12 protein-coding genes are annotated in these 12,463 nt (G+C 47.8%); all 12 read right to left on the bottom strand.

Annotated features, from left to right (window positions below; genetic code table 11):
• Positions 1-15 precede the first annotated feature (15 nt).
• The 12 genes from dapA to truB all read right to left on the bottom strand — a co-directional run bounded on the left by dapA (position 16) and on the right by truB (position 12,419).
• Positions 16-885, bottom strand: a complete 870-nt coding sequence (gene dapA, locus H7F26_RS15825) for a 4-hydroxy-tetrahydrodipicolinate synthase (RefSeq protein ID WP_003181896.1) — start codon at positions 883-885, stop codon at positions 16-18.
• 30 nt (positions 886-915) lie between these two features.
• Positions 916-2,130, bottom strand: coding sequence for an aspartate kinase (gene dapG, locus H7F26_RS15820; RefSeq protein ID WP_003181894.1), 1,215 nt, complete (start codon positions 2,128-2,130; stop codon positions 916-918).
• A 90-nt stretch (positions 2,131-2,220) separates the two neighbouring features.
• Entirely contained in the window at positions 2,221-3,261 is a 1,041-nt protein-coding gene (gene asd / locus H7F26_RS15815) for an aspartate-semialdehyde dehydrogenase (protein WP_003181892.1), read from the bottom strand.
• Positions 3,262-3,387: 126 nt separating this feature from the next.
• Positions 3,388-3,981: a dipicolinate synthase subunit B gene (gene dpaB / locus H7F26_RS15810; RefSeq protein WP_025804556.1), complete on the bottom strand. Its 594-nt coding sequence runs from the start codon at positions 3,979-3,981 to the stop codon at positions 3,388-3,390.
• Positions 3,978-4,877, bottom strand: coding sequence for a dipicolinic acid synthetase subunit A (gene dpaA / locus H7F26_RS15805; RefSeq protein WP_003181889.1), 900 nt, complete (start codon positions 4,875-4,877; stop codon positions 3,978-3,980). Before dpaA ends, dpaB begins: the two co-directional genes overlap by 4 nt.
• A 142-nt stretch (positions 4,878-5,019) precedes the next feature.
• Positions 5,020-5,280, bottom strand: a complete 261-nt coding sequence (locus H7F26_RS15800; protein ID WP_003181887.1) for a YlmC/YmxH family sporulation protein — start codon at positions 5,278-5,280, stop codon at positions 5,020-5,022.
• Positions 5,281-5,365: 85 nt separating this feature from the next.
• Positions 5,366-6,595, bottom strand: a complete 1,230-nt coding sequence (locus H7F26_RS15795) for a M16 family metallopeptidase (protein WP_003181885.1) — start codon at positions 6,593-6,595, stop codon at positions 5,366-5,368.
• Between the two features lie 36 nt (positions 6,596-6,631).
• Positions 6,632-7,546, bottom strand: coding sequence for a polysaccharide deacetylase family protein (locus H7F26_RS15790; RefSeq protein ID WP_011201653.1), 915 nt, complete (start codon positions 7,544-7,546; stop codon positions 6,632-6,634).
• Between the two features lie 194 nt (positions 7,547-7,740).
• Complete coding sequence (pnp, locus tag H7F26_RS15785) at positions 7,741-9,858, bottom strand: polyribonucleotide nucleotidyltransferase (protein ID WP_003181881.1); 2,118 nt, start codon at positions 9,856-9,858, stop codon at positions 7,741-7,743.
• A gap of 201 nt (positions 9,859-10,059) precedes the next feature.
• Entirely contained in the window at positions 10,060-10,329 is a 270-nt protein-coding gene (rpsO, locus tag H7F26_RS15780) for a 30S ribosomal protein S15 (protein ID WP_003181879.1), read from the bottom strand.
• Between the two features lie 185 nt (positions 10,330-10,514).
• A complete protein-coding gene (ribF, locus tag H7F26_RS15775; RefSeq protein ID WP_003181877.1) occupies positions 10,515-11,474 on the bottom strand; it encodes a bifunctional riboflavin kinase/FAD synthetase in 960 nt (319 codons plus the stop codon).
• A gap of 15 nt (positions 11,475-11,489) precedes the next feature.
• On the bottom strand, positions 11,490-12,419 hold the full coding sequence (truB, locus tag H7F26_RS15770; RefSeq protein WP_003181875.1) for a tRNA pseudouridine(55) synthase TruB: 930 nt from the start codon (positions 12,417-12,419) through the stop codon (positions 11,490-11,492).
• Between the last annotated feature and the right edge of the window lie 44 nt (positions 12,420-12,463).

Genomic DNA, 12,463 nt, shown 5'->3' with positions numbered 1-12,463 from the left:
CGTCCGTATTGTTTTTTACAGGCCGTTCATCAGGCTGCTTAAACGGAGTCGTTCATCTTCATTTAGCGGAATCAAAGGGAGCCGGACGGACCCGACGTCAAGACCCTTCAGCTGAAGAGCCGTCTTTAATGGAGACGGGTTCGGTGCGGCAAAAAGCCCTTTCATCAGCGGAAGCAGCTTTTGATGGATCAAAGCAGCCTGAGCCGTGTTCCCCTCGGTATAATGTTTGATCATTTCCTGCATTTCCGGTCCGATGATGTGTGATGCAACGGAAACGATTCCTCTCGCTCCCACGGACAGCGCCGGCAGTGTCAGGCTGTCATCTCCTGAATAAACTGCAAAGTCCTCAGGGGTTTCGGCTACGATTTTTGTTATCGCATCTAGGTCGCCGCTCGCTTCTTTAATGGCGATAATATTCGGGATCTCCGCAAGGCGGATTGTCGTCTCTGGTGCGAGCGAAGCAGCCGTTCTTCCCGGCACATTATAAAGCATGACAGGCAGCGATGTTTCCTCCGCAATCGCTCTGAAATGGCGGTACATGCCTTCCTGAGAAGGCTTGTTGTAGTACGGAGTGACGAGCATGACAGCGTCAGCGCCGGCTTCTTCAGCTTTTTTCGTCAGCTTGATCGACGCCTTCGTGTTGTTGCTTCCCGTGCCGGCGATGATTGGGGCACGGCCTGCCGCTTCCTTGACAGAGTATTGAATGAGCGCTACCTTTTCTTCTTCGGAAAGCGTCGGCGATTCTCCGGTTGTTCCGGCAACGACCAGGGAATCCGTCCCATTGTTTAGTAAATAATCGATCAGCTTTGACAGTTTTTGAAAATCGATATTTTCATTTTTGTCAAAGGGCGTAACCATCGCGGTTGCGATATTTCCGAAATTCATTTTTTTCACCTCATCATGATTCAATCATATTTATTTTGACAGTTCAAACACTTCATGCAGCGCATTTACGGCCGTCGCCATATTTTTCTCGTGCACGAGCACCCATATCGTCGTATGGCTGTCAGCAGACTGCAGGATCGGAATGCCTTTTTCTGACAAAGCGGTAACGATTTTTGAGGTGACGCCTGGAACGCCCATAATCCCCGCGCCAACCGCTGACACTTTCGCGCAATTTCTCGTCACGGCCGGTTCATAGCCCAATTCCTTCAGGATGCTGTGGGCGCGGTCTGTCATGTTTCCAGCCACCGTGTAGACAATTTCACTTGGTGTAATATTGAAGAAATCGACGCTGATGCCCGCATTCGCCATCGCTTTAAACACTTCAGTCTGTACGTTATATTGTCCTTCTTTTGCCGGGACTTTAAACTGTGTCACGTCTTTCACATGGGCGATGCCTGTGATGAGCCGCTCAAAAACGTCGCTTCCGGCTTTCGAGTTGTGATGGCTTGTGACGAGCGTACCGGTTTCGTTTGAATAGGTTGAACGCACGCGGATCGGCACTTTCGCCTGCATTGCGATTTCAACGGCTCTCGGGTGGATCACCTTGGCCCCCTGATAGGCTAAATTACAGATTTCCGTATAGGTAATCACAGGCAGCGGCTTCGCTTTTTCAACGATGCGCGGATCAGCTGTCATGACGCCTTCGACATCTGTATAAATATCGATAAATTCCGCGTCCAGAGCCGCGCCAAGCGCAGCGGCCGATGTATCGCTTCCGCCGCGGCCGATCGTTGTGATATCCCCTTTTGCAGTCGCGCCTTGGAAGCCTGCGACGACGACCGCATCATGGTCGGCCAGCATGCTGACAAGCCGCTCCGGCTTCATTTCGAGAATCTTTGCATTCGTATGGTTGTTGTCTGTTAAAAAGCCCGCTTGCGCACCGGTTAAAGCAGCAGCTTTAATCCCGTTTTCCAAAAGCATGCTGGCGAACACAACAGAGGAAATCGTTTCCCCGCATGATAAAAGCATATCCTGCTCACGCTCGGTAATTGTATCCTGTCCGCCGTAAAGCAGATCAAGCAATGAATCAGTCGCATACGGATCGCCTTTCCGGCCCATGGCCGATACGACGACAACCGCTTTGTATCCTTCATTGACCGCTTCCTTAATATGGTTTAAGGCAAGCTTTCTGCCGCGGTCATCTTTTACAGACGTTCCGCCGAATTTTTGAACGATGATTTTCACTTTATTTCACTCCAAGTTGATTTCGGACGTAACAGAAGAGAGCAGGCCTTCATTTTTGCCTCACTCTCTTCTCACATCCCGTTAGAAATCTTAAACTAAATTTAAAGCTTTTAGGCTTTCTGCGATTTGTACGGAATTCCATGCCGCGCCTTTCAGCAGGTTGTCGGAAACGATCCACAGATGGAAACCGTTCGGGCGGTCAAGGTCTTTTCTCACCCGGCCGACAAATACGTCTCTTTTCCCTACTGCATCTGCAGGCATCGGATAGACCTGTTTAGCTGGATCATCCTGCAGAACGACGCCTGGAGCTTCTTTTAACAGATTTTTAATATCCTCTGCTGTCACATCATCACGGTCTGTTTCGATGTAGACGGATTCTGAATGCCCTGTTGCAATCGGCAGTCTGACACATGTGGCTGAAACTTGAAGCTCAGGCATGTGCATGATTTTTTTCGTTTCATTTATCATTTTCATTTCCTCAAACGTAAAGCCGTTTTCCTGGAATTTATCGATTTGAGGAATAGCGTTAAATGCGATTTGGTAGTGTTTTTCATCACTCTTCACCGGCATGATCTCAGGCTCGAACGGTTTGTCGTTCAAAATGGCTTCGGTTTGCCCGTAGAGCTCTTTTACAGCTTCGTTTCCGGCTCCAGACACCGCCTGATAAGTCGATACGATGATTTTGTTTAAACCGAAAGCCTTGCGGATCGGTTCGAGCGCAACAACCATCTGGATGGTTGAACAGTTCGGATTTGCAATAATCCCGTTGTGCTTGTGCAAATCTTCCTCATTGACCTCAGGTACGACGAGCGGAGTGTTTTGGTCCATCCGGAACGCGCTCGTATTGTCAATGACGATCGCCCCGCGTTTGACAGCCTCGTGAGCAAGCGCCTGCGAAACGCTTCCCCCGGCGCTGAAAAGCGCGATGTTGACGCCTTCAAAGCTCTCAGGACGAGCTTCTTCTACTGTGTACTCTTCGCCTTTGAAAGTCAGTTTCGTACCTGCTGAACGTTTTGAGGATAATAAAGTCAGTTTATCCAGTTCAAAATTCCTGTCTTCTAGTGTTTTTAACATTTGCTGTCCTACAGCGCCTGTCGCACCAACTACTGCTACATGTAATCCTCTGCCCAATTGTAAAACTCCTTCCACCTTAATCGTCGTAAACGATTGGTTGACTATGCATTTTACATTTTATTTTAACATAGATGTGTGCCGTGGTGATTGATATTTTTTGTTACATCTTTATTTTCAAAAGATTTATTGATCATTATGGACCAGGATAGGCTGTATTTGTTTATGGGAGAGCGCTTCTTCGACCGCCGGCACTAAAAGATCCATTTTGGCGACGAGCGAATTCGGCTTTTTGTAAGGGTCATCCTGGCCGAACGGAATAAAGTAAACATTTTTTGCCGCCATCAGCCTCATCAAGTTGACGCCGTTCAAGCCGAGCGCGTCATTCGTTGAAATGCCGAGGACGACGGGACGGGAGTTTCTCATCGTCGCTTTGGCCGCCATGAGAACCGGACTGTCCGTCTGGGCGTTTGCAAGCTTGCTCATCGAATTTCCCGTCAATGGCGCAACAACCATGCAGTCCAGCGGTGTTTTCGGCCCGAGAGGCTCAGCTTTCGGAATGGAATCAATGACTTCAAATCCAGTCAGCTCTTCTATTCTTCTGACCCATTCTTCCCCTTCTCCAAAGCGTGTATCCGTCGACTTGACAGTATGCGTCACGACCGGTCTGACTTCAGCCCCTTTGTTGATCAGCGCTTCAATCTGCGGAAAAACGGCATCATACGTACAATGTGAACCCGTTAGGCCAAATCCGATTCTTTTTCCTTTGATCGACATTATGACAGCCCCTTTCGGTCAGTTGTTAATTCAGACAAAAGGTTGCACAAAACATTGGCAATGATCTGTCCCGCCGTTTTAGGCGCGACGATCCCGGGAAGTCCTGGAGCAAGCAGCGCTTTAATGCCTTGCTTTTCGGCAAAATCAAAATCTGTGCCTCCGGGACGGGTTGCTAAATCGAGAATTAATGTTCTGGGTGTCATTCGTGAGAGGACATGTTTATCGAGAATCAGGCTTGGAATGGTATTGATGCATATGTCGATATTTTCAACATGCTCTGCAAGTTCGTTTGTGTGGAAAGGAGTGAGGCCCATCTCCATGATTCTGGCGAGGTGGGCGGAGTCGCGAGCTCCGACTTTTACGCGTGCGCCGAGCGCCGAGAACGTCCGGCTGATGCTCATTCCCGTCCGCCCCAGCCCGAGAACCATTACATTCGAGCCGTGAATCGTAAAGTCTGTATGCTGTATGGCCATCATAATGGCACCTTCGACTGTAGGTATCGAGTTGTAAATCGCAATATCGTCTCTTTCAAAGAGCTTGATAAGACGACGGTTCGCCCCTTTGGCCATGCCGTCTAAATATTGGTTTGAAATCCCTGAATAAATCGCGCAGTGCGGCTTGGTTTTTTCTAAATGTTCCTGTTTTAACACCACTTTTTCATTGGAAAAAACAGTCGCAACCGTTCCTTCCATCGATGTGCCCGATACAGGCAGAATAATGCTGTCTATTGTGCCAAAATCAAGTTCGTTCAGCTTTAGTTTTGTAGCTCCGGTAAACCCGTGATCAAGCTGATCAAAACCGATTAAAAAGACCTTTGCATCCTGTTCCGTCAGCTTGCGGATGATCTCGAGCTGCCTTGCATCGCCGCCGATGATTGCAATCGTCAATCCGGTTAACATGGCTCTAACATTCACCTTCTTTTTTGACAAGGATCTAATTCATAAGCTAATTTCATCATATGACAAAAAGGAAATAGCGGTGAATTGAAATCCAGAAAAACAAAAAGCCCGCCCCCATGGGACGGGCGGGTTTCCACCTTGCTTACTCCTCTTTTGTCACGCTGCTTTCCGGAACATCCAAAATGATCATATCCGAGCCGATTTTTTGAATTTGCGACCAGGGCACCTTAATGTCATTCCCCTGTTTTCTTCCTAGTCCGAACCATTTAACAGAAGGGATGATAAGAGCGGTAATCTGACCGTCCTGCTCATTGATCTCAAGGTCCGTCTGCCCCAGTACGCCGAGCCGTTCGGCCCGCTTAACATCAACGATTTCTTTTCCCGAAAGTTCACTCAGCCTCATGAAAAAAACCCCCTTTTGTTATGATGTATGAACCGATAACAAAAAACATGCCTGCCTAAAAAGACAAGCATGTTTTAAGGAGGCATTATTTCGGCAGCTCACCCGACGGGCTGATTAATGCAGATGAGTAATCATCGGTGAAAATCCGGTTGGCAAGATTGTTCACACGCTCGAGGCTGACGGCATTCAACTTTTCGATGATTTCATCAAGCGTCCGGTGTTTACCGAGCAAAAGCTCATTTTTGCCGTTGCGGCTCATTTTGCTGTTTGTGCTTTCGAGACTGAGCATCAGGCTGCCTTTCATTTGCTCTTTGCTGTTTTCAAGCTCTTTCGGTGTAATACCGTCGCTTTTCAGCGCACGCAGTGTTTCATGAATCGTTTCTGACAGGAGCTGAAGCTGATTTGCGCCGGTTCCCGCGTAGATGGTCATCATGCCGCTGTCTTCATAGGAAGTGTGGTAGCTGAACACGGAATATGCAAGACCTTTATCTTCGCGGACATCCTGAAAGAGGCGGCTGCTCATGCTTCCTCCCAAAATATTATTGAGAACGATCAAATCGTAGATTTCCGGATGGCCTGCTTCCAGCCCGTTGAAGCCGAGGCAGAGGTGAGCCTGTTCGGTTTCCTTTTTGCGCGTCATTTTCTCATGGTGAAAATCCGGTTTTGTCATGCCGGTTCTTTTGCCTTTGGCTTCATATGAACCGAAATGCTTTTCAGCTTCTTTTATAAAAGTTTCCGGCACATTTCCGGCTATGGAAATGACGACTCGGTCAGGCGTGTAATATTCGTTCATATATTTTCTGAGCGAATCTCCGTCAAATTCGGCAAGTGTTTCCTCTGTGCCGAGGATCGGATAGCCGAGGGAATGGCTGCCGTATGACGCCTTGCTCAAGAGATCGTGGACGATGTCATCAGGTGTGTCCTCATACATTTTAATCTCTTCATAGACGACGTTTTTTTCTTTTTTTAATTCTTCTTCGTCAAATGATGAATGAAAGAACATGTCAGAAAGCACTTCCAGAGCATAGCTTGCATGCTCATCGAGCACTTTGGCGTAATAGCACGTATATTCCTTTGAGGTAAACGCGTTGACCTGTCCGCCGATTCTATCGAAAGACTCTGCGATGTCCCTTGCAGTGCGCGTTTTTGTCCCCTTGAAAAACATGTGCTCAAGAAAGTGCGAAATGCCGTTAATTTCGGGTGTTTCATGTCTTGATCCGGTTCCAATCCAAACTCCGATGGCCACAGACCGGACGGTGGGATTGTTTTCGAATACGATTCTTACCCCATTTTGACAAGTATACCGTTTAATCAAATTTGTTCCTCCTATTCAAAGAACGGGCCGCACATCCTATTCTTCAACAAGCCTTTTTTCATTCATCAGCTGTGAAACAGTTCCGATTTGATAGCCTTTTTCATGCAGGTTCTGTATCAAAACGGCAAGACTTTTTGCAGTTGGATCTGTCGGATGCATTAATATCATGGCGCCGTTATGTACTTTGCTTAATACCCGTTGCTGTAAGACGGCCGGCTGCGGTTTCTGCCAATCGATCGTATCAACTGTCCACATGATCGTTCCCATCCCCATCTTGTGAGCCTGATCCACAACCTCTTTGCGGAAGCTGCCGCTCGGCGGGGCGAACCACTTCGGCTTGACGCCAAGCGTTTCCTGTATTTGTTCATTTGTCATCCGCAGCTGTTCTGAAATACGTTCTCTCGTCAGTTTGCTCATATCCGGATGATTGTATGAATGGTTTCCGATTTCATGCCCGCCGTTTTGTATGGCTTTGGCCAGCTCGGGGTGATGCTTCACCCATCTGCCCTCCAGAAAAAAGGTGGCTTTGATACGATGCTGTTGTAAGACGGGAAGCATCTCTTCTAAATATTCATTACCCCAAGCGACATTGATAATAAACGATACCATCGGTTTATCCGGGTGTCCGCGGTAGATCGGCTCAGGCTTTAAGGATTCTAAATGAACGTCAGGCTTCACTTGGTCATAAACGAGCAGTTTCTCATCAAATTCACCGGCCTGTTTCATTTTTTTGTACGATTTTTCGATGTTTACTTTTAAGCCGTTGTAGCCGGGCATCGCTTTCCATATGTGATCAATTTTCGCATTCTGGGCCTTCACTTCATATTCAGGCGCTTTTTGCAAAAGCTCCTGGTACAAATCGTCCTTTTGAGCGGCAACCGTGACCGCGTCTTTTTTCATCGCATCTATGTAATGTTGTGAATACGGACGGTTCATCATCTGATAGGACATCAGCAAAAGAAAGAAAAAAACGGAAATCCGAACAATCGTTCCTTTCAATTGTATTCCTCCCTTCCCCACAAAATATGTGAGAAAAGGACAAGATAGAACCGGACCGTTTTCACGGCTTAAAACAAAGAAGCCGGGTTACCCAGGCTTCCTGTTGCTTGAAGACGAAGACAGAAGCAAGATAGACACCGTTTTTTTTACGATTTTTGTTCTTCTTTTTCCTTCTGTTCACGCAGTACAGCTTTTCTTGATAAGTTGACGCGTCCTTGTTTATCGATTTCAGTAACCTTTACAAGGAGCTCGTCGCCGATTTTGACGACATCTTCGACTTTTCCTACCCGTTCGAGCGCAAGCTCTGAAATATGGACAAGACCGTCTTTTCCGCTGAACAGTTCAACGAAAGCTCCGAATTTTTCAATCCGCTTCACTTTACCTAAGTAAAGCTGTCCGACTTCAACTTCTCTGACAAGGTCTTCGATGATTTTCTTCGCTTTTTGGTTCATGCTTTCATCGGTAGAAGAAATGAAGATTGTGCCGTCTTGTTCAATATCGATTTTAACGCCTGTATCTTCAATGATCTTATTGATTTGTTTTCCGCTTGGTCCGATGACGTCGCGGATTTTATCCGGATTGATCGACATCGTCAAGATTTTCGGCGCATAAGGAGAAAGCTCTTTTCTTGATTCAGCCAATGTGCTCAGCATGCTTTCAAGGATCTCCATTCTGCCTTTTTTCGCCTGCTGAAGAGCCTCTTCCAAAATCTCTCTCGATAAGCCTTCGATCTTAATATCCATTTGCAGAGCTGTGACGCCTTTGGACGTTCCCGCCACTTTAAAGTCCATATCCCCGAGATGGTCTTCCATACCTTGAATATCGGTTAAGACGGTATAGTTGTCACCTGATTTGACAAGACCCATCGCGATTCCGGCAACCGGGGCTTTAATCGGCACCCCTGCATCCATCATCGCTAGCGTGCTTGCACAAATGCTCGCCTGGGAAGTGGAACCGTTTGATTCAAGCACTTCAGAGACGAGGCGGATGGTGTACGGGAAGTCTTTTTCAGACGGAACAATCGGCTCAAGCGCTCGTTCCCCGAGGGCTCCGTGCCCGATTTCGCGGCGTCCCGGCCCGCGCATCGGCCCTGTTTCCCCGACGCTGAACTGCGGGAAGTTGTAATGGTGCATAAAGCGTTTGGATTCTTCGACGCCGAGACCGTCTAAAATCTGCACATCGCCAAGCGCACCGAGCGTACAAATGCTGAGCGCCTGAGTCTGTCCCCTTGTAAAAAGTCCTGAACCGTGTGTTCTCGGAAGCAGTCCGACTTCTGAAGAAAGCGGGCGGATCTCATCGACAGCCCTGCCGTCAGGACGAACTTTTTCCTCCGTAATCAGACGGCGCACTTCATTTTTAACAAGCTGGGACAAAATGTCTTTCACTTGTTTCAGCGTTTCTTCATCGTGTTCCTCTTCTTCAAACTTGGCCAAAACCTCGTTTTTCACTTCGCTGATCGCGTCCTCGCGCGCATGCTTTTCATGAACCTGAATGGCTTTTAAGAGGTTCGATTCGGCCATTCCCCGCACTTTTTCTTTCAGATCGGAATCGATCTCATACAGGGTGATTTCTGATTTTTCTTTCCCGACAGCGGCGACGATTTCCTCCTGGAAGGCAATCAGCCGTTTGATCTCCTCGTGACCGAACATGATCGCTTCAAGCATGATCTCTTCCGGAACTTCGTCTGCTCCCGCTTCAACCATGTTGATCGCGTCCTTCGTTCCCGCTACGACGAGATGAATGTCGCTTTTTTCAAGCTGTTCAAGTGTCGGATTGATGATGAATTTGTTGTCAACCCGGCCTACCGTCACTCCGGCGATCGGCCCTTCAAACGGGATGTCGGATACGCACAGCGCAAGAGATGATCCAAACATTGCCGCCATTTCTGACGAACAATCCTGGTCAACGCTCATGACGATGCTGACGACTTGAACTTCATTCCGGAAGCCGTCTGCGAACAGCGGGCGGATCGGCCTGTCGATTAACCGGCTGGCGAGAATCGCTTTTTCGCTCGGTCTTCCCTCTCTTTTAATAAACCCGCCCGGAATCTTTCCGACGGCGTAAAGTCTTTCTTCGTAATTTACGGTTAACGGGAAAAAGTCTACGGTTTTAGGTTCTTTTGAAGCCGTTGCGGTGCTGAGCACTGCAGTGTCTCCATAACGCACCATGACAGCTCCGTTTGCTTGTTTTGCAAGCTGGCCGGTTTCTACTGTGAGCTTGCGGCCGGCCCAATCTATGGAAAAGACATGTTTCTCTTGTCCCATTCTTATATGAACTCCTCTCTTCGGATAGTTTTTAGGTTACTCCTATTATGAACGAAATGAATTGAACATATCAATGGCAAAGTGCTATGTAAAGAATGAATCGGTGTCATTTAAAATCATTTATATGAACAACGCGTTTTAGAGTTGCCGGATATTCGTTCTTATACGATAAAAAAGCGGGAATCCTCCCGCTTTTTACGATTATCGACGTAATCCAAGTTTGTTGATCAACTCACGGTAACGAGTTACGTCTTTGTTACGAAGATACGTAAGAAGATTACGACGTTTACCTACCATTTTAAGAAGACCGCGACGTGAGTGATGGTCTTTCTTGTGAGTGCGTAAATGCTCGTTCAAGTTGTTGATTTGATCTGTTAGGATAGCGATCTGAACTTCCGGTGATCCCGTGTCAGATTCGTGGGTTTTGAACTCATTGATGAGTTGTGTTTTACGCTCTTGAGTAATTGCCATCCTGTTTCACCTCCATATAATATTAGCCCCGATTACCTAGCAAACGCCGGTGATTCGATTTGCCAAGTGAACGGTTTTAAAGCTACAGACAATATGATACTAAAAGTTCGGGTCTAATGCAACCATTTATGATGAAGTTTACCTTTTTATCACCATTGTTGACGCGTATTGCCGTTTCCATACATCTAGATTCCGGCCGGCTTCCGCTCTCTGAAGAAGCGGATCGCTTCTTCTTTGTCTCTAGAAATCTGTTCGACAAGCTCGTCAACGCTGCCGAATTTTTTTTCGCTCCTCAGCCGCTTATACCATTCAACCTTGATTTCGGAGCCGTATATGTCACGGTCAAAATCGAATAAGTTGACTTCGATTGAAGGCTGACCCGGCCGTTTTTCGTAAAACGTCGGCTTGTATCCGACATTGCAGACGCCGTTGTAGACAGCGCCGCCGATTTCGGCTTTAACGGCGTACACACCTGTCGGCGGGACGATGTATGTGTCTTTAAGGCCGATATTCGCGGTCGGAAATCCGATCGTGCGGCCTCTTTTATCGCCGTGGATCACAAAGCCTTTCACATGGTACGGCCTGCCGAGCAGTTCAGCAGCGTACTCGACGTCACCGGCTCCCAGAACGCTGCGGATCCTCGTGGAGCTTACCTTTTGATCCTGATTGGAATATTTTGCGACAGACGTGCTTTTAACACGGCCTTTCGCATACTCCTGGAAGTTTTCCATAGTGCCTTTGCCGAATTTCCCGAAGGTAAAGTCAAATCCGGCTACAACATGAGTGACATGAAAGCCGAGTATATATTGATCGATAAATTCCTCAGGTGATAGAGAAGCGAATTCAGGGGTAAATGTGACAACGTATAAAAAATCGACCCCTAAATCTTCAATGATGCTGATTTTGTCTTGCAAAGGCGTGATTAAATCCTTCGGCTCCCGGCCTTTTTTGAGCACGGCAGAAGGGTGGGGATGAAAGGTCATCACGGACGTTTTGACCCCTTCTCTTGCCGCGGTGTTTTTTGCTGTAAGAATCACTTGCTGATGTCCCAGGTGAACACCGTCAAAATAACCTAATGCCATAACTGATGTCGGAAAATCCTCACGCTTCAAGTCGTGTGGGTGGGAAATATGTATCGTCTTCAAGAACGGTCACCTTTTCTATTGTTCGCTTTTTTGCACGAGTACTTTTGCCGGCTTCAACAAACCGGTTTTGGTCGGATGCGGATAATAGACGGCTGTGCACCGGCCTGCTTCCGTAAAGACCGCAATGCGGTCTTCGCTCGTCAAATGAGAAAAGCTGCCGGGCGTTTCAAGCACCGCTCCATTTTCCACTTTCTTAGCTAATGTATCACTAATTATCCATTTCGGCAAATGATCAAGCGCACGTTCGATGGGGACGAGCTTTTCAGACAATGTTCCGTCAGCGATCAAGCCTTCGACGTCTTCAAAGGTCAAGCATTCGTCAAGGGTGAAAGGGCCTGACGCGGTCCTGACCAGATTGGACATATGCGCGGGATATCCGAGCTTCTCCCCGATGGTTACCGCCAAGGTCCTGACATATGTGCCTTTTGAACATGTCACAACAAACCGGAAGCGGGCTTTATCCCCCTCATGGCGGATCTCGGATGTCAGTTCGATATGATGGATGGTGATGGTCCGCTTCGGCCGTTCAACCTCGATTCCAGCCCGCGCGTATTCATACAGCTTTTTGCCGCCTACCTTGACAGCTGAATACATCGGCGGAACCTGCTCAATCGTTCCTTCAAGAGATCTCAGGACGCTCTGCACGGTCTGTTCATCAGGCGGCGCTAAGACGGGTTTCTTTTCTGTGACTTCCCCCGTCTGATCCTCTGTCTCCGTGGAACAGCCAAGCGTGACCTCTGCATCATATGTTTTGGACTTTTCGGTCAAATACTCGACGATTTTGGTTGCCCTCCCGACGCAGATCGGGAGAACGCCCGACACCTCGGGATCCAGTGTACCGGTATGGCCGACCTTTTTTGTTTTCAGCAGTTTGCGGATCTTCATGACGCAGTCGTGCGAGGTCATGCCGACCGGTTTATGTAATAGAAGGACTCCGTTATACATTCGTGCTTCTTCGCCCCTTTCTCATTTGGAGCTAAAAAGGACAG

The organism is Bacillus sp. PAMC28748 (assembly GCF_014250415.1).
Classification (GTDB): Bacteria; Bacillota; Bacilli; order Bacillales; family Bacillaceae; genus Bacillus; species Bacillus licheniformis.
The sequence above is the reverse complement of the archived record's forward strand: the minus strand, read 5'-3'. Positions and strand labels throughout refer to the sequence as shown.

Excerpts from the sequence above, each read along its gene's own strand:
- dapA (WP_003181896.1), bottom strand. The coding sequence starts at position 885 with ATGAATTTCGGAAATATCGCAACCGCGATGGTTACGCCCTTTGACAAA.
- dpaA (WP_003181889.1), bottom strand. The coding sequence starts at position 4,877 with ATGTTAACCGGATTGACGATTGCAATCATCGGCGGCGATGCAAGGCAG.
- H7F26_RS15800 (WP_003181887.1), bottom strand. The coding sequence starts at position 5,280 with ATGAGGCTGAGTGAACTTTCGGGAAAAGAAATCGTTGATGTTAAGCGG.
- H7F26_RS15790 (WP_011201653.1), bottom strand. The coding sequence starts at position 7,546 with ATGTCCTATCAGATGATGAACCGTCCGTATTCACAACATTACATAGAT.
- pnp (WP_003181881.1), bottom strand. The coding sequence starts at position 9,858 with ATGGGACAAGAGAAACATGTCTTTTCCATAGATTGGGCCGGCCGCAAG.
- rpsO (WP_003181879.1), bottom strand. The coding sequence starts at position 10,329 with ATGGCAATTACTCAAGAGCGTAAAACACAACTCATCAATGAGTTCAAA.
- truB (WP_003181875.1), bottom strand. The coding sequence starts at position 12,419 with ATGTATAACGGAGTCCTTCTATTACATAAACCGGTCGGCATGACCTCG.